This is a genomic window from Bacteroides sp. AF25-5LB, from assembly GCF_003602965.1.
GTDB classification, from domain to species: Bacteria; Bacteroidota; Bacteroidia; order Bacteroidales; family Bacteroidaceae; genus Bacteroides; species Bacteroides uniformis.
This window is the reverse complement of the sequence record NZ_QTMC01000012.1, coordinates 49,490-68,321: the sequence shown is the minus strand read 5'-3', so window position 1 is coordinate 68,321 and position 18,832 is coordinate 49,490. Positions and strand designations below refer to the sequence as shown.

General features: G+C 41.1%; 34 protein-coding genes. All 34 read left to right on the top strand.

The window, feature by feature from the left end; genetic code table 11:
- The first annotated feature begins 149 nt into the window (after positions 1-149).
- The 34 genes from DWY57_RS13875 to rplQ all read left to right on the top strand — a co-directional run bounded on the left by DWY57_RS13875 (position 150) and on the right by rplQ (position 18,709).
- A complete protein-coding gene (locus tag DWY57_RS13875; RefSeq protein WP_117601003.1) occupies positions 150-461 on the top strand; it encodes a DUF3467 domain-containing protein in 312 nt (103 codons plus the stop codon).
- Between the two features lie 117 nt (positions 462-578).
- On the top strand, positions 579-980 hold the full coding sequence (rpsL, locus tag DWY57_RS13870) for a 30S ribosomal protein S12 (RefSeq protein ID WP_005825712.1): 402 nt from the start codon (positions 579-581) through the stop codon (positions 978-980).
- Positions 981-1,136: 156 nt separating this feature from the next.
- Positions 1,137-1,613 (top strand): 30S ribosomal protein S7, encoded by a 477-nt coding sequence (gene rpsG / locus DWY57_RS13865; protein ID WP_005825710.1) that lies wholly within the window; start codon positions 1,137-1,139, stop codon positions 1,611-1,613.
- 57 nt (positions 1,614-1,670) lie between these two features.
- Positions 1,671-3,788 (top strand): elongation factor G, encoded by a 2,118-nt coding sequence (gene fusA / locus DWY57_RS13860; RefSeq protein ID WP_117601004.1) that lies wholly within the window; start codon positions 1,671-1,673, stop codon positions 3,786-3,788.
- Between the two features lie 87 nt (positions 3,789-3,875).
- Complete coding sequence (gene rpsJ, locus DWY57_RS13855) at positions 3,876-4,181, top strand: 30S ribosomal protein S10 (protein WP_004291244.1); 306 nt, start codon at positions 3,876-3,878, stop codon at positions 4,179-4,181.
- A 19-nt stretch (positions 4,182-4,200) separates the two neighbouring features.
- Complete coding sequence (gene rplC / locus DWY57_RS13850) at positions 4,201-4,818, top strand: 50S ribosomal protein L3 (protein ID WP_117601005.1); 618 nt, start codon at positions 4,201-4,203, stop codon at positions 4,816-4,818.
- On the top strand, positions 4,818-5,444 hold the full coding sequence (gene rplD / locus DWY57_RS13845; protein ID WP_005825707.1) for a 50S ribosomal protein L4: 627 nt from the start codon (positions 4,818-4,820) through the stop codon (positions 5,442-5,444). Before rplC ends, rplD begins: the two co-directional genes overlap by 1 nt.
- A 16-nt stretch (positions 5,445-5,460) precedes the next feature.
- Positions 5,461-5,754, top strand: a complete 294-nt coding sequence (gene rplW / locus DWY57_RS13840) for a 50S ribosomal protein L23 (RefSeq protein ID WP_005825706.1) — start codon at positions 5,461-5,463, stop codon at positions 5,752-5,754.
- A gap of 5 nt (positions 5,755-5,759) precedes the next feature.
- Entirely contained in the window at positions 5,760-6,584 is an 825-nt protein-coding gene (rplB, locus tag DWY57_RS13835) for a 50S ribosomal protein L2 (RefSeq protein WP_117601006.1), read from the top strand.
- Positions 6,585-6,604: 20 nt separating this feature from the next.
- Positions 6,605-6,874, top strand: a complete 270-nt coding sequence (gene rpsS, locus DWY57_RS13830; RefSeq protein WP_002558070.1) for a 30S ribosomal protein S19 — start codon at positions 6,605-6,607, stop codon at positions 6,872-6,874.
- Positions 6,875-6,910: 36 nt separating this feature from the next.
- On the top strand, positions 6,911-7,321 hold the full coding sequence (gene rplV / locus DWY57_RS13825; protein ID WP_004291236.1) for a 50S ribosomal protein L22: 411 nt from the start codon (positions 6,911-6,913) through the stop codon (positions 7,319-7,321).
- Between the two features lie 5 nt (positions 7,322-7,326).
- Positions 7,327-8,058, top strand: coding sequence for a 30S ribosomal protein S3 (rpsC, locus tag DWY57_RS13820; RefSeq protein WP_004291235.1), 732 nt, complete (start codon positions 7,327-7,329; stop codon positions 8,056-8,058).
- A 21-nt stretch (positions 8,059-8,079) separates the two neighbouring features.
- Entirely contained in the window at positions 8,080-8,514 is a 435-nt protein-coding gene (gene rplP / locus DWY57_RS13815) for a 50S ribosomal protein L16 (protein ID WP_004291234.1), read from the top strand.
- 5 nt (positions 8,515-8,519) lie between these two features.
- Entirely contained in the window at positions 8,520-8,717 is a 198-nt protein-coding gene (rpmC, locus tag DWY57_RS13810; RefSeq protein ID WP_117601007.1) for a 50S ribosomal protein L29, read from the top strand.
- A complete protein-coding gene (gene rpsQ / locus DWY57_RS13805; protein WP_005825701.1) occupies positions 8,714-8,983 on the top strand; it encodes a 30S ribosomal protein S17 in 270 nt (89 codons plus the stop codon). Before rpmC ends, rpsQ begins: the two co-directional genes overlap by 4 nt.
- A gap of 2 nt (positions 8,984-8,985) precedes the next feature.
- Positions 8,986-9,351, top strand: a complete 366-nt coding sequence (gene rplN / locus DWY57_RS13800) for a 50S ribosomal protein L14 (RefSeq protein WP_005825700.1) — start codon at positions 8,986-8,988, stop codon at positions 9,349-9,351.
- 20 nt (positions 9,352-9,371) lie between these two features.
- On the top strand, positions 9,372-9,692 hold the full coding sequence (gene rplX, locus DWY57_RS13795) for a 50S ribosomal protein L24 (protein WP_117601008.1): 321 nt from the start codon (positions 9,372-9,374) through the stop codon (positions 9,690-9,692).
- Positions 9,692-10,249 carry a 50S ribosomal protein L5 gene (gene rplE, locus DWY57_RS13790; RefSeq protein WP_117601009.1) on the top strand — a complete coding sequence of 186 codons (558 nt, stop codon included), beginning with the start codon at positions 9,692-9,694 and terminating at the stop codon, positions 10,247-10,249. The genes rplX and rplE overlap by 1 nt, the downstream gene beginning before the upstream one ends.
- 4 nt (positions 10,250-10,253) lie before the next feature.
- Positions 10,254-10,553, top strand: coding sequence for a 30S ribosomal protein S14 (gene rpsN, locus DWY57_RS13785; protein ID WP_005825697.1), 300 nt, complete (start codon positions 10,254-10,256; stop codon positions 10,551-10,553).
- A gap of 55 nt (positions 10,554-10,608) precedes the next feature.
- Positions 10,609-11,004: a 30S ribosomal protein S8 gene (rpsH, locus tag DWY57_RS13780; RefSeq protein WP_004291226.1), complete on the top strand. Its 396-nt coding sequence runs from the start codon at positions 10,609-10,611 to the stop codon at positions 11,002-11,004.
- Positions 11,005-11,019: 15 nt separating this feature from the next.
- Positions 11,020-11,589 carry a 50S ribosomal protein L6 gene (gene rplF, locus DWY57_RS13775; protein ID WP_005825696.1) on the top strand — a complete coding sequence of 190 codons (570 nt, stop codon included), beginning with the start codon at positions 11,020-11,022 and terminating at the stop codon, positions 11,587-11,589.
- Between the two features lie 20 nt (positions 11,590-11,609).
- Positions 11,610-11,954, top strand: a complete 345-nt coding sequence (gene rplR, locus DWY57_RS13770; RefSeq protein ID WP_005656518.1) for a 50S ribosomal protein L18 — start codon at positions 11,610-11,612, stop codon at positions 11,952-11,954.
- Positions 11,955-11,959: 5 nt separating this feature from the next.
- On the top strand, positions 11,960-12,478 hold the full coding sequence (rpsE, locus tag DWY57_RS13765) for a 30S ribosomal protein S5 (RefSeq protein ID WP_005825693.1): 519 nt from the start codon (positions 11,960-11,962) through the stop codon (positions 12,476-12,478).
- 11 nt (positions 12,479-12,489) lie between these two features.
- Complete coding sequence (gene rpmD, locus DWY57_RS13760; RefSeq protein ID WP_004291222.1) at positions 12,490-12,666, top strand: 50S ribosomal protein L30; 177 nt, start codon at positions 12,490-12,492, stop codon at positions 12,664-12,666.
- Between the two features lie 30 nt (positions 12,667-12,696).
- Positions 12,697-13,143 carry a 50S ribosomal protein L15 gene (gene rplO / locus DWY57_RS13755; RefSeq protein ID WP_005825692.1) on the top strand — a complete coding sequence of 149 codons (447 nt, stop codon included), beginning with the start codon at positions 12,697-12,699 and terminating at the stop codon, positions 13,141-13,143.
- 4 nt (positions 13,144-13,147) lie between these two features.
- Entirely contained in the window at positions 13,148-14,491 is a 1,344-nt protein-coding gene (secY, locus tag DWY57_RS13750; protein ID WP_005825690.1) for a preprotein translocase subunit SecY, read from the top strand.
- Between the two features lie 13 nt (positions 14,492-14,504).
- Positions 14,505-15,305, top strand: a complete 801-nt coding sequence (gene map / locus DWY57_RS13745) for a type I methionyl aminopeptidase (RefSeq protein WP_117601010.1) — start codon at positions 14,505-14,507, stop codon at positions 15,303-15,305.
- 9 nt (positions 15,306-15,314) lie between these two features.
- Complete coding sequence (gene infA, locus DWY57_RS13740) at positions 15,315-15,533, top strand: translation initiation factor IF-1 (RefSeq protein WP_002558052.1); 219 nt, start codon at positions 15,315-15,317, stop codon at positions 15,531-15,533.
- A gap of 9 nt (positions 15,534-15,542) precedes the next feature.
- A complete protein-coding gene (gene ykgO, locus DWY57_RS13735) occupies positions 15,543-15,659 on the top strand; it encodes a type B 50S ribosomal protein L36 (protein WP_002558051.1) in 117 nt (38 codons plus the stop codon).
- Positions 15,660-15,693: 34 nt separating this feature from the next.
- On the top strand, positions 15,694-16,074 hold the full coding sequence (gene rpsM / locus DWY57_RS13730) for a 30S ribosomal protein S13 (RefSeq protein WP_005941839.1): 381 nt from the start codon (positions 15,694-15,696) through the stop codon (positions 16,072-16,074).
- Positions 16,075-16,085: 11 nt separating this feature from the next.
- Entirely contained in the window at positions 16,086-16,475 is a 390-nt protein-coding gene (gene rpsK / locus DWY57_RS13725; protein WP_002558049.1) for a 30S ribosomal protein S11, read from the top strand.
- A gap of 117 nt (positions 16,476-16,592) precedes the next feature.
- Positions 16,593-17,198, top strand: coding sequence for a 30S ribosomal protein S4 (gene rpsD / locus DWY57_RS13720; protein WP_005825685.1), 606 nt, complete (start codon positions 16,593-16,595; stop codon positions 17,196-17,198).
- An 11-nt stretch (positions 17,199-17,209) separates the two neighbouring features.
- Entirely contained in the window at positions 17,210-18,202 is a 993-nt protein-coding gene (locus DWY57_RS13715; RefSeq protein WP_117601011.1) for a DNA-directed RNA polymerase subunit alpha, read from the top strand.
- A 3-nt stretch (positions 18,203-18,205) separates the two neighbouring features.
- Positions 18,206-18,709, top strand: a complete 504-nt coding sequence (gene rplQ, locus DWY57_RS13710) for a 50S ribosomal protein L17 (RefSeq protein ID WP_117601012.1) — start codon at positions 18,206-18,208, stop codon at positions 18,707-18,709.
- Positions 18,710-18,832: the final 123 nt, after the last annotated feature.

Here is an 18,832-nt window from a genome sequence, read left to right as displayed (position 1 = left end):
ATAGTGCTACTGCAAAACGATTGTAGTGGCTTGCTTCTTTTTCTGGACGGATTATTATGTGTCTTTTGGGGACTTAAATGTATATCGTCCGAAAAAAAAGAGTACTTTTGGTCTATCTTTTAAGAACATTTTAAAAATAATTGTGCAACATGGAAAATCAAGAAAACAACAACGGTCAACTTCAGATAGAATTGAAGGAAGAAGTGGCGCAAGGTACATATGCCAATTTGGCTATTATAACTCATTCCAGTTCGGAATTTATTCTCGACTTTATTCGCGTGATGCCTGGAATGCCAAAGGCTGGTGTGCAATCGCGCATAGTTTTGGCACCCGAACATGCCAAGCGTTTGCTGCGTGCACTCGAAGAGAATATTGGGAAATACGAACGCTCTTTCGGACCGATTCACATGCCGGACGAACAAACATTTCCGCCTCTTCCCAACATCAAGGGTGAAGCGTAAAATTAAAAAAAAACTTGTAGTGCATTGATTATTCAAAACTTATTAGTATCTTTGCAGCCCAAAAGTGTATAGTTCTGAATTAATATAAACAATAATATATAACTAAAAACAATTAAAATGCCTACAATTCAGCAATTAGTAAGAAAAGGACGCGAAGTGCTGGTGGAGAAATCAAAGTCTCCAGCCTTGGACTCTTGTCCTCAAAGACGTGGCGTTTGCGTGAGAGTGTATACAACCACTCCGAAAAAACCGAATTCAGCTATGCGTAAAGTAGCTCGTGTACGTTTGACCAATGGTAAAGAGGTGAACTCTTATATTCCGGGGGAAGGTCACAATTTGCAAGAACACTCTATTGTATTGGTACGTGGTGGCCGTGTAAAAGACCTTCCGGGTGTGCGTTATCATATCGTACGTGGTACTTTGGATACTGCAGGTGTTGCAGGTCGTACACAAAGACGTTCCAAATACGGCGCAAAACGTCCGAAACCGGGTCAAGCAGCTCCTGCTAAGAAGAAATAATCTGGTGGCCTGATACCCAAAAACAGAAAAATTAAAAGTAATAACTTACGTTTTAGTTTGTTGGAAATGCTAAAGGTTGAGTAAATTCTCCGGAGGGAGAGTTGAAGAAGACAGAAGTAAACAACCAAGAACGAAAAACATTATTCTTTCAGACAAATGAGAAAAGCAAAACCGAAAAAACGCGTTATCCTTCCGGATCCCGTGTTCAATGATGTAAAAGTTTCCAAGTTCGTGAATCATTTGATGTACGATGGAAAGAAGAACACTTCTTATGAAATCTTCTATGCTGCGTTGGAAACAGTGAAGAATAAAATGCAGAACGAAGAGAAATCCGCTCTTGAAATTTGGAAAAAAGCTCTGGATAATGTGACTCCTCAGGTGGAAGTGAAGTCTCGCCGTGTGGGTGGTGCTACTTTCCAGGTTCCTACAGAAATCCGTGCTGACCGTAAGGAGTCAATTTCAATGAAGAACTTGATTATCTTTGCACGTAAGCGTGGTGGCAAGTCAATGGCTGACAAGTTAGCCGCTGAAATCATGGATGCTTTCAACGAACAGGGTGGTGCTTACAAACGTAAAGAAGACATGCACAGAATGGCAGAAGCTAACCGTGCGTTTGCTCATTTCAGATTCTAATACTATAAGAGACTAACCAATTAGAAGATTAAAAACTTAAAGTAAGGGAATTAGAAAATGGCAAAGCATGATTTACATTTGACACGTAATATCGGTATCATGGCCCACATCGATGCCGGAAAGACAACGACCTCTGAACGTATTTTGTTTTACACGGGTTTAACCCACAAAATCGGTGAGGTGCACGATGGTGCCGCTACAATGGACTGGATGGAGCAAGAACAGGAACGTGGTATCACTATCACTTCTGCTGCTACTACCACTCGTTGGAAATATGCCGGTGATACTTATAAAATTAACTTGATTGACACTCCGGGACACGTTGACTTTACCGCTGAGGTAGAGCGTTCTTTGCGTATTCTTGATGGCGCCGTTGCTGCTTACTGTGCAGTAGGTGGTGTTGAACCGCAATCTGAGACAGTTTGGCGCCAAGCTGACAAATATAACGTACCGCGTATCGCTTACGTTAATAAGATGGACCGTTCGGGCGCTGACTTCTTTGAAGTAGTTCGCCAAATGAAGGATGTTTTGGGAGCTAATCCGTGTCCTATCGTCGTCCCTATCGGTGCTGAGGAATCTTTCAAAGGCCTGGTAGACCTTATCAAAATGAAAGCTATCTATTGGCATGATGAAACAATGGGCGCTGACTATACAGTAGAGGAAATCCCTGCAAATCTGGTAGACGAAGCTAACGAATGGAGAGATAAGATGCTCGAAAAAGTGGCTGAGTTTGATGATGCTTTGATGGAGAAATATTTCGATGATCCTTCTACCATTACAGAAGAAGAGGTTTTGAGAGCTCTCCGTAACGCAACAGTGCAAATGGCTGTCGTTCCGATGCTTTGCGGTTCTTCATTCAAGAACAAAGGTGTACAGACATTGCTTGATTACGTTTGTGCATTCTTGCCTTCTCCGCTGGATACAGAGAATGTTGTCGGTACAAATCCCGAAACTGGTGCTGAAGAAGATCGTAAACCGAGCGAAGACGAAAAGACTTCTGCTTTGGCATTTAAGATTGCAACTGACCCGTATGTAGGTCGTTTGACTTTCTTCCGCGTTTATTCCGGTAAGATAGAGGCTGGTTCTTATATCTATAACTCTCGTTCTGGTAAGAAAGAACGCGTATCCCGTTTGTTCCAGATGCACTCAAACAAGCAGAATCCGGTAGAAGTTATCGGTGCTGGTGATATTGGTGCTGGCGTAGGTTTCAAGGATATACATACTGGTGATACATTGTGTGACGAAACTGCACCGATTGTATTGGAATCTATGGACTTCCCGGAACCAGTAATTGGTATCGCTGTTGAGCCTAAGACTCAGAAAGATATGGATAAGCTGTCAAATGGTTTGGCTAAGTTGGCTGAAGAAGACCCGACGTTCACAGTTAAGACTGACGAACAGACTGGTCAGACAGTTATCTCTGGTATGGGTGAGCTCCACTTGGATATTATTATCGACCGTCTGAAACGTGAGTTCAAGGTTGAATGTAACCAAGGTAAGCCTCAGGTTAACTACAAGGAGGCTATCACTAAGACAGTTAATTTGCGTGAAGTTTACAAGAAGCAGTCTGGTGGTCGTGGTAAATTCGCTGATATTATCGTGAATATCGGCCCGGTTGATGAAGACTTCAAGGAAGGTGGATTGCAATTCGTTGACGAAGTGAAGGGTGGTAACATCCCTAAGGAATTTATTCCGTCTGTACAGAAGGGCTTCACTACTGCTATGAAGAACGGTGTGTTGGCTGGTTATCCGCTGGATTCACTGAAAGTAACTTTGATTGACGGTTCTTTCCACCCGGTTGACTCTGACCAGTTGTCTTTCGAAATCTGTGCTATCCAGGCATATAAGAACGCTTGTGCTAAGGCGGGTCCGGTATTGATGGAGCCTATCATGAAGCTGGAAGTTGTTACTCCGGAAGAAAACATGGGTGATGTTATCGGTGACTTGAACAAGCGTCGTGGCCAGGTGGAAGGTATGGAATCTAGCCGTTCCGGTGCACGTATCGTGAAGGCAATGGTTCCGCTGGCAGAAATGTTTGGTTACGTAACAGCATTGCGTACCATCACTTCTGGTCGTGCAACTTCTTCAATGGTATATTCTCACCATGCCCAGGTTTCCAACTCTATTGCCAAGGCAGTATTGGAGGAAGTGAAAGGCCGTGCTGACTTAATCTAAAAAAAACTTGAAGTCCCGTAGGCTAGCGAATGACTCTTAGCCTGCGGAACTTCATCTTATATAACTATTTAATAACTAAAAACAGTAATGAGTCAAAAAATTAGAATCAAACTGAAATCTTACGACCACAACTTGGTTGACAAGTCAGCTGAGAAAATTGTAAGAACGGTGAAGACAACGGGCGCTATCGTTAGCGGTCCGATTCCTCTTCCTACGCACAAGCGTATCTTTACCGTGAACCGTTCGACTTTCGTTAACAAGAAGTCGCGTGAACAATTCGAACTCTCTTCTTACAAGAGACTGATTGACATCTATAGCTCAACAGCTAAGACAGTAGACGCTCTGATGAAGTTGGAGTTGCCGAGTGGTGTGGAAGTAGAAATTAAAGTGTAAGTATTAAAAATTAAGTGAAATGCCAGGATTATTAGGAAAAAAAATCGGAATGACATCCGTTTTCAGTGCCGAGGGTAAGAATGTACCATGCACTGTTATCGAAGCAGGTCCTTGTGTTGTTACTCAAGTGAAAACTGTAGAAAAGGACGGTTATGAAGCTGTTCAGCTGGGCTTCCAAGATAAGAAGGAGAAGCACACTACAAAGCCTTTGATGGGGCACTTTAAAAAAGCTGGAGTAACTCCCAAGAAACACTTGGCTGAGTTCAAAGAATTTGAAACAGAGTTGAATCTGGGTGACACTGTTACTGTAGAACTGTTCAATGACACAACTTTTGTTGACGTTGTAGGTACCTCTAAGGGTAAGGGGTTTCAGGGTGTGGTAAAGCGCCACGGTTTCGGTGGTGTAGGCCAGACTACTCACGGTCAGCACAACCGCGCTCGTAAGCCGGGTTCTATTGGTGCTTGTTCTTACCCCGCAAAAGTATTCAAGGGAATGCGCATGGGTGGACAGCTTGGTGGCGACAGAGTAACTGTTCAAAACCTGCAGGTATTAAAGGTAATCGCGGAGCATAATCTTCTTTTGATTAAGGGGTCTGTTCCTGGTTGCAAAGGTTCAATCGTAATAATTGAGAAATAATGGAAGTTAACGTATATAACATTAAAGGTGAAGACACTGGGAGAAAGATTACGTTAAACGAGTCTATCTTCGGAATTGAGCCCAACGACCACGCTATCTACTTGGATGTTAAACAGTTTATGGCTAACCAGCGTCAGGGTACACACAAGTCAAAGGAAAGAAGCGAAATCAGTGGTTCTACTCGTAAAATCGGTCGCCAGAAAGGTGGCGGTGGTGCACGTCGTGGTGACATGAACTCACCGGTACTTGTTGGTGGTGGACGCGTATTCGGTCCGAAACCGAGAGATTACTACTTTAAATTAAACAAGAAAGTAAAGGCTCTGGCTCGTAAGTCAGCTTTGTCATACAAGGCTCAGAACAACGCGGTTGTAGTGGTAGAAGACTTCTCTTTTGAAGCTCCGAAGACTAAAGATTTCGTTGCAATGACAAAAAATCTTAAAGTTTCTGACAAAAAGCTGCTTGTGATTTTACCAGAAGCAAATAAAAACGTATATTTGTCGGCTCGTAATGTAAAGGGTGCTAATGTGCAGACTATCTCAGGGTTAAATACTTATAGAGTATTGGACGCTGGGGTTGTTGTGTTTGCTGAAAGTGCACTTTCTGCTATCGACAATATCTTAATGTAAAAAGGAGGCTTAAATAATGGGAATTATTATTAAACCGTTAGTGACAGAGAAGATGACTGCAATTACTGATAAGACGAATAATCGTTTCGGCTTTATCGTGCGTCCTGAAGCTAATAAACTGGAAATTAAGAAGGAAGTTGAAGCCCTTTACAACGTTACAGTAGTTGATGTGAATACAATGAAGTATGCCGGCAAAAACAAGAGCCGCTATACTCGTGCCGGTATCATCAACGGACGTACGAATGCGTTCAAGAAAGCTATCGTTACGTTGAAAGAAGGAGATACTATTGATTTTTATAGCAATATTTAATAAAAATGGCAGTACGTAAATTTAAGCCCACAACACCGGGGCAAAGACATAAAATTATTGGTACTTACGAAGAGATTACTGCACGGGTACCAGAAAAGTCTCTTGTATTTGGTAAGAAATCTTCAGGTGGTCGTAACAATGAAGGTAAGATGACTATGCGCTACATCGGTGGCGGTAGTAAGAAGATTATTCGTATCGTAGATTTCAAGAGAAATAAAGACGGTGTGCCTGCAGTGGTTAAAACAATTGAATATGATCCGAATCGTTCGGCTCGTATTGCTTTGTTGTTTTATGCAGATGGAGAAAAAAGATATATTATTGCTCCCAACGGATTGCAAGTTGGTATGACTTTGATGTCAGGTGAGGCTGCTGCTCCGGAAATCGGAAACGCACTTCCACTTCAGAATATTCCGGTCGGTACTGTAATTCACAACATCGAATTACGTCCGGGACAAGGCGCTGCCTTGGTTCGCTCGGCCGGTAACTTCGCTCAGTTGACTTCCAGAGAAGGTAAGTACTGCGTTATCAAGTTGCCTTCAGGGGAGGTTCGTCAGATCCTCAGTACTTGTAAGGCTACTATCGGTAGTGTAGGTAACTCAGATCATGGATTGGAAAGTTCGGGTAAAGCTGGACGTTCTCGCTGGTTAGGACGTCGTCCGCGTAACCGTGGTGTTGTTATGAACCCGGTTGATCACCCGATGGGTGGTGGTGAAGGACGTGCTTCAGGAGGACACCCGAGATCTCGTAAGGGATTGTATGCTAAGGGTCTTAAGACAAGAGCTCCGAAGAAACAATCGTCTAAGTATATTATTGAGAGAAGAAAGAAGTAATCTGATTAATTGAGTAAATTATGAGTCGTTCATTAAAAAAAGGTCCGTATATTAACGTTAAGCTTGAGAAGAAAGTGCTTGCCATGAATGAATCGGGCAAGAAAGTGGTAGTTAAGACCTGGGCCAGAGCTTCAATGATTTCGCCTGATTTCGTAGGCCATACTGTTGCAGTTCACAACGGAAATAAATTTATTCCTGTTTATGTTACCGAAAATATGGTAGGACACAAGTTGGGAGAATTTGCTCCAACTCGTACTTTCAGAGGACACGCTGGTAACAAGAAAAAATAAAACAGGATTTATCTGAAATAATAAAGTAATAATATAATGGGAGCAAGAAAAAAAATATCGGCTGAAAAAAGAAAAGAAGCCCTTAAGACCATGTATTTTGCGAAATTGCAAAATGTTCCTACTTCCCCCCGTAAAATGCGTCTCGTGGCTGACATGATTCGTGGGATGGAGGTGAACAGAGCACTCGGCGTTTTGAAGTTCTCTTCAAAAGAGGCTGCCGCAAGAGTGGAAAAGTTGCTGCGCTCTGCAATTGCTAACTGGGAGCAGAAAAACGAACGTAAAGCTGAAAGTGGCGAGCTGTTCGTAACCAAGATTTTTGTTGATGGTGGTGCCACACTCAAAAGAATGAGACCGGCTCCGCAGGGTAGAGGTTACAGAATTCGTAAACGTTCAAACCACGTAACGTTGTTCGTTGGTTCTAAAAGTAATAACGAAGATCAAAATTAAGGTAAATGGGACAAAAAGTTAATCCAATAAGCAACCGTTTAGGAATTATCAGAGGATGGGATTCCAATTGGTATGGTGGAAAGAATTACGGCGACTCTCTGCTGGAAGATAGCAAGATTCGTAAATATTTGAACGCTCGTCTGGCAAAGGCTAGTGTGTCAAGAATTGTAATTGAACGTACACTGAAACTCGTGACTATTACCGTTTGTACTGCACGTCCGGGTATCATTATCGGTAAAGGTGGCCAAGAAGTTGACAAGTTGAAGGAGGAGTTGAAGAAGGTTACGGATAAGGATATTCAGATTAATATCTTCGAAGTTAAAAGACCTGAGTTGGATGCTGTTATCGTGGCTAACAACATTGCCCGTCAGGTTGAAGGCAAAATTGCCTACCGTCGTGCCATTAAGATGGCCATTGCCAATACAATGCGTATGGGTGCGGAAGGTATCAAGATTCAGATTTCAGGACGTTTGAATGGTGCAGAAATGGCTCGTTCTGAAATGTATAAGGAAGGAAGAACTCCGTTGCACACTTTCAGAGCAGATATCGACTATTGTCATGCAGAAGCATTGACTAAGGTTGGTCTTCTCGGTATTAAAGTTTGGATTTGTAGAGGTGAAGTTTATGGTAAGAAGGAGTTGGCTCCGAACTTTACGCAAAGCAAGGAAAGTGGTCGTGGAAGCAATAGCGGAAACAATGGCGGAAAGAACTTCAAAAGAAAGAAAAATAATCGCTAACGAATTTGATTTTTAGGAATTATGTTACAACCGAAAAAAACAAAATTCAGAAGACAACAAAAAGGCCGTCAAAAGGGTAATGCCCAAAGAGGAAACCAGTTGGCTTTCGGATCTTTTGGTATTAAGGCCTTGGAAACGAAATGGATTACAGGCCGTCAGATTGAAGCTGCGCGTATTGCAGTGACAAGATATATGCAACGTCAAGGACAGATTTGGATTCGTATTTTCCCCGACAAGCCTATTACCAGAAAGCCAGCTGATGTGCGTATGGGTAAAGGTAAGGGTGCACCGGAGGGATTCGTTGCCCCAGTTACACCGGGTAGAATTATTATCGAAGCCGAAGGAGTATCTTATGAAATCGCTAAAGAGGCTTTGCGCTTAGCTGCACAGAAGCTTCCTATCACAACCAAGTTTGTGGTTAGACGTGATTATGATATTCAAAATCAAAATGCGTAAGGAGTATGAAAATAGCAGAAATTAAAGAGATGCCTACCAACGACTTGGTAGAAAGAGTTGAAGCAGAAGTAGCTAATTACAACCAAATGATTTTAAATCATTCTATTTCTCCTTTGGATAATCCTGCTCAGATCAAACAATTACGCAGGACTATTGCGCGTATGAAGACTGAATTACGCCAAAGAGAACTTAACAATAAATGATGAGCTTGATGGAAGCAAGAAATTTAAGAAAAGAAAGAACTGGGGTTGTGCTGAGCAACAAGATGGATAAGACCATTACAGTAGCAGCTAAGTTTAAGGAGAAACACCCCATATATGGTAAGTTCGTTAGCAAGACGAAGAAGTACCATGCTCATGATGAAAAGAATGAGTGCAATATCGGCGATACTGTACACATCATGGAAACTCGTCCTTTGAGCAAGACTAAGAGATGGAGATTGGTAGAAATAATTGAAAGAGCTAAGTAATTATGATACAAGTAGAATCCAGACTTACAGTATGTGATAATAGTGGGGCAAAAGAGGCTCTCTGTATCCGTGTTTTGGGTGGTACAGGTCGTCGCTATGCTTCAGTAGGGGACGTGATTGTCGTTTCTGTTAAGAGCGTTATCCCTTCAAGTGATATTAAAAAAGGTGCAGTGTCTAAAGCTTTGATCGTACGTACTAAGAAAGAAATCCGTCGTGCTGATGGCTCTTACATACGTTTTGATGATAATGCTTGCGTGTTGTTGAACAATGCAGGTGAAATTAGAGGTAGTCGTATTTTCGGTCCGGTAGCTCGTGAACTTCGTGCTACTAACATGAAAGTTGTGTCACTCGCTCCTGAAGTACTTTAATATTGTAAAAGATTTGAGTAATGAGTAAATTACATATTAAAAAAGGCGATACAGTTTATGTAAACTCCGGTGAAGACAAGGGTAAGACTGGTCGTGTATTGAAGGTTCTTGTTGATAAAAACCGCGCAATCGTTGAAGGTATCAACATGGTGTCTAAGAGCACAAAACCGAATGCTAAAAACCCACAAGGTGGCATTGTGAAGCAGGAAGCTTCTGTCCACTTGTCAAACTTGAACCCCGTTGATCCAAAGACTGGTAAAGCAACGCGTGTTGGTAGAAAAGTAAGTGCTGAAGGCACTTTAGTGCGTTATTCTAAAAAATCAGGAGAGGAGATTAAGTAATGAGTAATACTGCTAGCCTTAAGAAAGAATATGCAGACCGTATTGCGCCTGCATTGAAATCACAGTTCCAGTATTCTTCTTCTATGCAGATACCCGTACTTAAGAAGATTGTTATCAATCAGGGTTTGGGTATGGCTGTTGCTGACAAGAAGATTATTGAAGTGGCAATTAATGAAATGACTGCTATCACTGGTCAGAAAGCCGTGGCAACCATTTCTCGTAAGGATATTGCAAACTTTAAGTTGCGTAAGAAAATGCCGATTGGTGTTATGGTAACTCTGCGTCGTGAGAGAATGTACGAATTCCTTGAAAAGTTGGTTCGTGTAGCTCTGCCTCGTATTCGCGACTTCAAGGGTATTGAAAGTAAGTTCGATGGTAAGGGTAACTATACTCTTGGTATTCAGGAACAAATCATTTTCCCTGAAATTAATATCGATAGTATTACTAGAATTCTCGGAATGAATATTACCTTTGTAACCTCTGCGCAAACAGATGAAGAAGGGTATGCCTTGTTGAAGGAATTCGGTTTACCGTTTAAAAACGCTAAAAAAGATTGATAATATGGCAAAGGAATCAATGAAGGCACGTGAAGTAAAGCGTGCTAAATTAGTAGCCAGATATGCCGAGAAGAGAGCTGCGTTGAAGCAAATCGTTAGAACTGGTGATCCTGCTGAAGCTTTTGAAGCTGCACAGAAATTGCAGGACCTGCCTAAGAATTCTAATCCGATTCGTATGCACAACCGTTGCAAGCTGACTGGTCGTCCTAAAGGATATATCCGTCAGTTTGGTATCTCCAGAATCCAGTTCCGTGAGATGGCTTCTAACGGTCTTATTCCCGGTGTAAAGAAAGCAAGCTGGTAATTTTGTTTTTTAAATATTGTCAGGGTAGGCCTGATTAATTTAATTTATTTTTTATATGACTGATCCAATAGCAGATTATTTGACGAGGTTGCGGAACGCTATTCAAGCGAAGCACAGAGTTGTGGAAGTTCCGGCTTCAAATTTGAAAAAAGAAATCACTAAGATTCTTTTTGAAAAGGGCTACATTCTTAATTATAAGTTTGTAGAAGATGGTCCTCAAGGTACAATTAAAGTTGCCTTGAAGTATGATCCGGTAAACAAGGTTAACGCTATCAAGAAGCTGGAGAGAATCTCTTCTCCGGGTTTGCGTCAATATACCGGTTATAAAGACATGCCGCGTGTTATTAATGGTTTGGGTATTGCTATAATATCTACTTCCAAGGGTGTAATGACCAACAAAGAAGCCGCTGAACTAAAGATTGGTGGTGAAGTTTTGTGTTATGTATATTAATAGGAGGAATTAGCAATGTCAAGAATAGGAAAATTACCCATTAGTATTCCCGCTGGAGTAACAGTTACTCTGAAAGATGACGTGGTTACCGTTAAGGGACCCAAAGGCGAAATGAGCCAATATGTAAATCCTGCTATCAATGTTACCATCGAAGACGGTCATGTTGTTTTGGCTGAGAATGAAAATGCAATGCTGGATAATCCTAAGCAAAAGCATGCATTCCATGGATTATACCGTTCATTGGTACACAACATGGTTGTTGGTGTATCAGAAGGATATAAGAAAGAATTGGAACTTGTCGGTGTAGGTTACCGTGCCTCTAACCAGGGAAATATCATTGAACTGGCTTTAGGTTATACTCACAGTATCTTTATACAGTTGCCTCCTGAAGTTAAAGTTGAGACTAAGTCTGAAAGAAACAAGAATCCTTTGATTATATTGGAATCTTGCGACAAGCAGTTACTTGGTCAAGTTTGCTCTAAAATACGTTCTTTCCGTAAGCCTGAACCGTATAAGGGTAAGGGTATTAAGTTTGTTGGCGAAGAAATTCGTAGAAAGTCTGGTAAATCAGCTGGTGCTAAATAATCATTTAAATTGATATTATTATGACAACAAAAATAGAAAGACGAATTAAGATCAAATATAGAGTACGCAACAAAATTTCAGGTACTACTGAATGCCCGCGTATGAGTGTATTTAGAAGTAACAAGCAAATCTATGTTCAGATTATCGACGACTTGTCCGGTAAGACATTGGCTGCCGCTTCTTCTTTGGGTATGACTGAAAAAATGCCTAAGAAGGAACAAGCTGCTAAAGTAGGTGAACTGATTGCGAAAAAAGCTCAGGAAGCAGGTATTACTACTGTTGTTTTCGACCGTAATGGTTACTTGTATCATGGGAGAGTAAAAGAGGTGGCTGATGCTGCCCGTAACGGTGGACTTAAATTTTAATCATTATGGCAGGACTTAATAATAGAGTTAAGATTACAAACGATATAGAGCTGAAAGACAGATTGGTTGCTATTAATCGTGTAACCAAAGTAACCAAAGGTGGTAGAACTTTTAGTTTCTCTGCTATTGTGGTAGTAGGAAACGAAGAAGGCATCATCGGTTGGGGCCTTGGTAAAGCTGGTGAAGTAACCGCTGCTATTGCCAAAGGTGTTGAATCTGCAAAGAAAAACCTGACAAGAGTGCCTGTACTGAAAGGTACAGTTCCTCACGAACAGTCTGCAAAGTTCGGTGGCGCTGAAGTATTTATTAAACCGGCTTCTCACGGTACCGGTGTTGTTGCTGGCGGTGCAATGCGTGCCGTATTGGAAAGTGTTGGTGTAACAGACGTTTTGGCTAAGTCAAAAGGTTCTTCCAACCCGCACAACTTGGTAAAGGCTACTATCTTGGCATTGAGTGAAATGCGCGATGCTCGTATGGTTGCCCAGAACAGAGGAGTTAGTATGGAAAAAGTATTTAGAGGATAAGGAGGAAGAATATGTCGACTATAAAGATTAAACAAGTTAAAAGTAGAATTGGTGCTCCTGCTGATCAGAAGAGAACTCTTGATGCACTGGGGCTTCATAAGTTGAATCGTGTGGTTGAACACGAATGCACTCCTTCAATTCTTGGAATGGTGGATAAGGTTAAACACTTGGTTACCATTGTTAAGTAATTATTTGTTGAATATAAAACGAATTACAATATGAACTTAAGTAATTTAAAACCTGCAGAGGGATCTACTAAAACAAGAAAGAGAATTGGACGTGGTCCGGGTTCTGGCTTGGGAGGTACTTCTACTAGAGGTCATAAAGGAGCTAAATCAAGATCTGGATACTCTAAGAAAATCGGTTTTGAAGGTGGTCAGATGCCTCTTCAACGTCGTGTTCCTAAGTTTGGCTTTAAAAATATCAATCGTGTAGAGTATAAGGCTATCAACTTGGATACAATTCAGAAATTGGCTGAAGCAAAGAACTTGCAGACTGTAGGTATCAGTGACTTCATTGCTGCTGGTTTCATTTCTGCAAGCCAGTTGGTAAAAGTATTAGGTAACGGAACTTTGACTGCTAAGTTGGATGTACAGGCACATGCATTTTCTAAGACTGCTGTTGCTGCCATCGAAGCTGCTGGTGGACAAGTAGTAAAACTCTAATTCAATGAGAAAAGCTATTGAAACATTAAAGAATATATGGAAAATTGAGGATCTGAGACAACGGATCCTCATTACCATATTGTTTGTGGCAATCTACCGTTTTGGTTCGTATGTCGTTTTGCCGGGGATCAATCCGTCAATGCTGACACAATTGCATCAACAGACAAGCGAAGGTCTTTTAGCCTTGTTAAACATGTTTTCCGGAGGAGCATTTTCCAATGCTTCTATTTTTGCATTGGGTATCATGCCGTACATCTCTGCCTCCATTGTGATTCAGCTGCTGGGTATTGCGGTTCCGTATTTCCAAAAATTGCAGCGCGAAGGTGAGAGTGGTAGAAGAAAAATGAATCAATATACTCGTTATCTGACGATTCTTATTCTTTTGGTTCAGGCTCCTTCTTATTTGCTCAATCTTAAGATGCAGGCTGGTCCTTCTTTAAATGCTTCATTAGATTGGACTCTGTTTATGTTTACTTCTACCATTATTTTAGCGGCTGGAAGTATGTTTATTTTGTGGCTTGGTGAGAGAATTACGGATAAGGGTATCGGTAATGGTATTTCGCTGATTATCATGATTGGTATCATCGCCCGTCTGCCGCAGTCCTTATTCCAGGAATTGATTTCCCGTATGACGGACAAGACTGGTGGTCTGGTAATGTTCCTGATTGAGCTTGTTGTGTTGCTGGTTGTTATTGCATTCGCTATTCTTTTGGTTCAGGGAACTAGAAAGATTCCTGTTCAATATGCGAAGAAGATTGTGGGTAACAAGCAATATGGCGGTGCTAGACAGTATATTCCTTTGAAGGTGAATGCTGCTAACGTGATGCCTATCATTTTTGCTCAGGCTATCATGTTTATTCCTATCACTCTTGTTGGGTTCTCGAATGTGAATGATGCAAGCGGTTTCGTACGTGCATTGACTGATCATACAAGCTTTTGGTATAATTTGATTTTTGCAGTGTTGATTATATTGTTTACGTATTTCTATACTGCAATTACTATTAATCCGACTCAGATGGCTGAAGATATGAAGAGAAACAATGGTTTTATTCCGGGTATCAAGCCAGGAAAGCAAACTGCCGAGTATATTGACGTGATTATGTCACGTATTACTTTGCCTGGTTCTTTCTTCTTGGCCTTGGTTGCCATTATGCCTGCGTTTGCCGGCATATTCGGTGTGAAAGCTGAGTTTGCTCAATTCTTTGGCGGTACATCTTTGTTAATCCTTGTGGGTGTGGTGCTTGATACTCTCCAGCAGGTAGAAAGTCATTTGTTAATGAGACACTATGACGGTTTGCTGAAATCCGGACGTATTAAAGGCCGCAGTGGTAATGTAGCTGCATATTAATCTTTTTTGAAGAATGATATTTCTTAAAACAGAAGATGAAATAGAGCTGCTCCGCAGGAGTAATTTGCTTGTTGGAAAGACGTTGGCTGAGATAGCTAAGGTTATAAGGCCCGGAGTGACAACAAAAGAGCTGGATAGGGTAGCGGAAGAGTTCATCAGAGACAATGGTGCTGTTCCAACCTTTAAAGGTTTTCCTAATCAATATGGTGATCCGTTTCCAGCTTCTATTTGCACATCTGTAAATGACCAAGTGGTACATGGTATTCCGGGAGATAATGTGGTATTGAAAGACGGTGATATCGTGTCTGTTGATTGTGGTACTTACATGAATGGCTTTTGTGGCGACTCAGCTTATACGTTTTGTGTAGGTGAAGTTGACGAAGAGGTCCGCAAATTACTGAAGGTTACTAAAGAAGCATTGTACATAGGGATACAGAATGCCGTTCACGGCAAGCGGTTGGGTGATATCGGCTATGCGATACAGCAGCACTGCGAATCTAATTCTTATGGTGTGGTGCGTGAGTTTGTGGGTCACGGAATAGGCAAGGAAATGCATGAAGATCCTCAGGTCCCCAATTACGGAAAACGTGGTTATGGGACAATGCTGAAGAAAGGCTTGTGCATTGCCATTGAACCGATGATAACTTTAGGTAACCGACAAATACTCATGGAGCGTGATGGCTGGACGGTGAGGACAAAAGACCGCAAGTGTGCAGCTCATTTTGAACATACGATAGCAGTCGGTGCTGGTGAAGCTGATATATTGTCATCATTCGAGTTCATTGAAGAAGTATTAGGAGATAAAGCAATTTAAGAAATTAATATGGCAAAGCAATCTGCAATAGAACAAGATGGAGTTATAGTTGAAGCATTGTCTAATGCAATGTTTCGTGTTGAATTAGAAAACGGACATGAGATTACTGCACATATTTCCGGTAAGATGCGGATGCATTACATCAAAATCCTGCCAGGGGATAAAGTAAGAGTCGAAATGTCTCCTTACGATTTATCGAAAGGAAGAATTGTATTTAGATATAAATAAAATTAAGATATGAAAGTAAGAGCATCCTTAAAGAAACGTACGCCAGAGTGTAAGATCGTTAGACGTAATGGCCGTTTGTATGTTATTAACAAGAAAAATCCTAAGTATAAACAACGTCAAGGATAATATTATTATTTTTGCAAAAAAAATAATTTAGTATATGGCTATAAGAATAGTTGGTGTCGATTTGCCTCAAAACAAGAGAGGTGAAATTGCGTTGACCTATGTATATGGTATAGGTCGTAGTAGTTCAGCAAAAATTTTGGATAAAGCAGGTGTTGACAGAGACCTGAAAGTAAAAGACTGGACGGATGATCAGGCTGCCAAGATTCGTGAGATCATTGGTGCAGAGTATAAGGTTGAAGGTGATCTTCGTTCTGAAGTTCAATTGAACATTAAGCGTTTAATGGATATCGGTTGCTATCGTGGTGTTCGTCATCGTATTGGTCTTCCAGTAAGAGGTCAGAGCACAAAGAACAATGCCCGTACTCGTAAGGGTAGAAAGAAAACCGTTGCTAATAAGAAAAAAGCTACTAAATAATAATTGTTGATATGGCAAAAAAAACAGTTGCAGCAAAAAAGAGAAATGTGAAGGTTGATGCTAATGGACAGTTGCATGTTCATTCATCTTTTAACAACATTATTGTTTCTCTGGCAAACAGCGAAGGTCAGATCATTTCTTGGTCTTCTGCCGGAAAGATGGGTTTTAGAGGTTCAAAGAAGAACACTCCCTACGCAGCACAGATGGCTGCTCAAGATTGTGCTAAGATAGCATACGATCTTGGCTTGAGAAAGGTAAAAGCATATGTGAAGGGCCCGGGTAACGGACGTGAGTCTGCTATTAGAACTATCCACGGTGCAGGTATCGAGGTTACTGAAATCATTGACGTAACTCCGCTTCCGCACAATGGTTGTCGTCCTCCGAAAAGACGTAGAGTTTAAAATTTACCTTTAATAGAAGTGAGACTTGATTTTGTTATTGGATTGTAAACTTTCTCTCTGCAATCGCGGCTGCAACAAACCCAAGTTCATGAATAAACAATTAAATATTTAAAAGAAATGGCTAGATATACTGGACCAAAATCAAGAATAGCCCGTAAATTCGGTGAAGGTATCTTTGGAGCAGATAAAGTATTGTCAAAGAAAAACTATCCTCCCGGACAGCACGGTAATTCCAGAAAGAGAAAGACTTCTGAATACGGTGTTCAACTTCGTGAGAAACAGAAGGCTAAATATACTTATGGCGTTTTGGAAAAACAATTCCGCAACTTGTTTGAGAAGGCTGAGACTGCTAAAGGTATTACTGGTGAAATCCTTCTCCAATTGTTGGAAGGTCGCCTTGACAATATCGTATTCCGTTTGGGTATTGCTCCTACTCGCGCAGCTGCTCGTCAGTTGGTGAGCCACAAGCACATTACTGTAGACGGTGAGGTTGTGAATATTCCTTCTTATGCAGTAAAACCGGGTCAGGTGATCGGTGTTCGTGAAAGATCCAAATCATTGGAAGTTATCGCTAACTCACTGGCTGGTTTTAACCATAGCAAATATCCTTGGTTGGAATGGGATGATAACTCTAAGGTTGGCAAATTGCTGCATGTACCTGAAAGAGCAGACATTCCTGAAAACATTAAAGAGCATTTGATCGTAGAATTGTATTCTAAATAATAATTAATTTCATGGCGATATTAGCATTTCAAAAACCTGATAAAGTATTAATGTTGGAAGCGGACTCTAGATTCGGAAAATTCGAATTTCGTCCGTTGGAGCCCGGTTTCGGTATTACCGTGGGTAATGCACTGCGCCGCATCCTGCTTTCTTCATTGGAAGGTTTTGCTATCACTACTATCAAGATAGACGGTGTTGAGCATGAATTTTCCAGTGTTCCGGGGGCAAAAGAGGATGTTACTAACATTATCTTGAATCTGAAACAAGTGAGATTCAAGCAAGTAGTTGAAGAATTCGAGAGTGAGAAAGTAAGTATTACGGTCGAGAATTCAAGTGAATTTAAAGCAGGTGACATAGGTAAGTATTTGACTGGATTTGAAGTGTTAAATCCTGAATTAGTTATTTGTCATTTAGATTCAAAGTCAACTATGCAGATAGATATTACGATCAACAAAGGTCGTGGTTATGTTCCTGCTGACGAAAACCGCGAATATTGCACCGATGTGAACGTAATTCCTATCGATTCTATTTATACTCCGATACGTAATGTGAAGTATCAGGTAGAGAACTTCCGTGTAGAGCAGAAGACCGACTACGAGAAACTGGTACTTGAGATTACTACCGACGGTTCCATTCATCCGAAAGAAGCCCTGAAAGAAGCAGCAAAGATTCTGATTTATCACTTCATGCTTTTCTCTGACGAGAAGATTACGCTGGAAACAAATGATGCTGACGGCAATGAAGAGTTTGATGAAGAAGTATTGCACATGCGTCAGTTGCTGAAGACCAAGCTCGTTGATATGGATCTCTCTGTACGTGCCCTCAACTGTCTGAAGGCTGCAGATGTAGAGACTCTTGGTGACTTGGTACAATTCAACAAGACGGATTTGCTGAAATTCAGAAACTTCGGAAAGAAATCGCTTACCGAGCTTGATGATTTGCTGGAAAGTCTGAATCTGTCGTTTGGAACTGATATTTCTAAATATAAATTAGATAAAGAATAAAAAATGAGACATAATAAGAAATTCAACCATTTGGGTCGTACTGCCTCTCATAGAAACGCTATGTTGGCTAATATGGCGTGTTCTTTGATTAAGCACAAAAGAATCACTACGACCGTTGCAAAGGCTAAAGCTTTGAAGAAGTTCGTTGAGCCTTTGATTACAAAGGCTAAAGATGATACAACTAATTCCCGTCGTGTTGTATTTAGCAATTTGCAAGACAAGTATGCTGTAACTGAACTGTTTAAAGAAATCTCTGTGAAGATTGCTGATCGTCCGGGTGGTTACACTCGTATTATCAAGACTGGTAACCGTTTGGGTGACAACGCAGAAATGTGCTTCATTGAACTCGTTGACTACAACGAAAATATGGCTAAGGAAAAGGTTGCCAAGAAGGCTACTCGTACCCGCCGTTCAAAGAAAGCCGCTGCTACTGAAGCTGCTCCTGCTGCAGAAACATCTGCACCGGTTGCCGAAGCTCCTGCTGCTGAGGAAGCTAAAGCTGAATAATTCAACTATTCTTTTTATATATAGAAGCCGTTCCAATTTGTTTGGAACGGCTTTTTTTTCCTATAAATCATCCAAGAAACATTAAAAGATGTGTGCACAAAACAAATTCCTGGTAGAAACTGT

Coding starts and splice junctions, on each gene's coding strand:
- rplC (WP_117601005.1), top strand. CDS start 4,201: ATGCCAGGATTATTAGGAAAAAAAATCGGAATGACATCCGTTTTCAGT.
- rpsM (WP_005941839.1), top strand. CDS start 15,694: ATGGCTATAAGAATAGTTGGTGTCGATTTGCCTCAAAACAAGAGAGGT.
- infA (WP_002558052.1), top strand. CDS start 15,315: ATGGCAAAGCAATCTGCAATAGAACAAGATGGAGTTATAGTTGAAGCA.
- ykgO (WP_002558051.1), top strand. CDS start 15,543: ATGAAAGTAAGAGCATCCTTAAAGAAACGTACGCCAGAGTGTAAGATC.
- rplQ (WP_117601012.1), top strand. CDS start 18,206: ATGAGACATAATAAGAAATTCAACCATTTGGGTCGTACTGCCTCTCAT.
- rpsG (WP_005825710.1), top strand. CDS start 1,137: ATGAGAAAAGCAAAACCGAAAAAACGCGTTATCCTTCCGGATCCCGTG.
- rpsN (WP_005825697.1), top strand. CDS start 10,254: ATGGCAAAGGAATCAATGAAGGCACGTGAAGTAAAGCGTGCTAAATTA.
- rplW (WP_005825706.1), top strand. CDS start 5,461: ATGGGAATTATTATTAAACCGTTAGTGACAGAGAAGATGACTGCAATT.
- rpmC (WP_117601007.1), top strand. CDS start 8,520: ATGAAAATAGCAGAAATTAAAGAGATGCCTACCAACGACTTGGTAGAA.
- rplF (WP_005825696.1), top strand. CDS start 11,020: ATGTCAAGAATAGGAAAATTACCCATTAGTATTCCCGCTGGAGTAACA.
- rpsQ (WP_005825701.1), top strand. CDS start 8,714: ATGATGAGCTTGATGGAAGCAAGAAATTTAAGAAAAGAAAGAACTGGG.
- rpsD (WP_005825685.1), top strand. CDS start 16,593: ATGGCTAGATATACTGGACCAAAATCAAGAATAGCCCGTAAATTCGGT.
- rpsE (WP_005825693.1), top strand. CDS start 11,960: ATGGCAGGACTTAATAATAGAGTTAAGATTACAAACGATATAGAGCTG.
- rpsK (WP_002558049.1), top strand. CDS start 16,086: ATGGCAAAAAAAACAGTTGCAGCAAAAAAGAGAAATGTGAAGGTTGAT.
- rplX (WP_117601008.1), top strand. CDS start 9,372: ATGAGTAAATTACATATTAAAAAAGGCGATACAGTTTATGTAAACTCC.
- rplB (WP_117601006.1), top strand. CDS start 5,760: ATGGCAGTACGTAAATTTAAGCCCACAACACCGGGGCAAAGACATAAA.
- secY (WP_005825690.1), top strand. CDS start 13,148: ATGAGAAAAGCTATTGAAACATTAAAGAATATATGGAAAATTGAGGAT.
- rplE (WP_117601009.1), top strand. CDS start 9,692: ATGAGTAATACTGCTAGCCTTAAGAAAGAATATGCAGACCGTATTGCG.
- fusA (WP_117601004.1), top strand. CDS start 1,671: ATGGCAAAGCATGATTTACATTTGACACGTAATATCGGTATCATGGCC.
- rpsH (WP_004291226.1), top strand. CDS start 10,609: ATGACTGATCCAATAGCAGATTATTTGACGAGGTTGCGGAACGCTATT.
- rpsL (WP_005825712.1), top strand. CDS start 579: ATGCCTACAATTCAGCAATTAGTAAGAAAAGGACGCGAAGTGCTGGTG.
- rpsS (WP_002558070.1), top strand. CDS start 6,605: ATGAGTCGTTCATTAAAAAAAGGTCCGTATATTAACGTTAAGCTTGAG.
- rpsC (WP_004291235.1), top strand. CDS start 7,327: ATGGGACAAAAAGTTAATCCAATAAGCAACCGTTTAGGAATTATCAGA.
- rplR (WP_005656518.1), top strand. CDS start 11,610: ATGACAACAAAAATAGAAAGACGAATTAAGATCAAATATAGAGTACGC.
- rpmD (WP_004291222.1), top strand. CDS start 12,490: ATGTCGACTATAAAGATTAAACAAGTTAAAAGTAGAATTGGTGCTCCT.
- DWY57_RS13875 (WP_117601003.1), top strand. CDS start 150: ATGGAAAATCAAGAAAACAACAACGGTCAACTTCAGATAGAATTGAAG.
- DWY57_RS13715 (WP_117601011.1), top strand. CDS start 17,210: ATGGCGATATTAGCATTTCAAAAACCTGATAAAGTATTAATGTTGGAA.
- rpsJ (WP_004291244.1), top strand. CDS start 3,876: ATGAGTCAAAAAATTAGAATCAAACTGAAATCTTACGACCACAACTTG.
- map (WP_117601010.1), top strand. CDS start 14,505: ATGATATTTCTTAAAACAGAAGATGAAATAGAGCTGCTCCGCAGGAGT.
- rplD (WP_005825707.1), top strand. CDS start 4,818: ATGGAAGTTAACGTATATAACATTAAAGGTGAAGACACTGGGAGAAAG.
- rplN (WP_005825700.1), top strand. CDS start 8,986: ATGATACAAGTAGAATCCAGACTTACAGTATGTGATAATAGTGGGGCA.
- rplP (WP_004291234.1), top strand. CDS start 8,080: ATGTTACAACCGAAAAAAACAAAATTCAGAAGACAACAAAAAGGCCGT.
- rplO (WP_005825692.1), top strand. CDS start 12,697: ATGAACTTAAGTAATTTAAAACCTGCAGAGGGATCTACTAAAACAAGA.
- rplV (WP_004291236.1), top strand. CDS start 6,911: ATGGGAGCAAGAAAAAAAATATCGGCTGAAAAAAGAAAAGAAGCCCTT.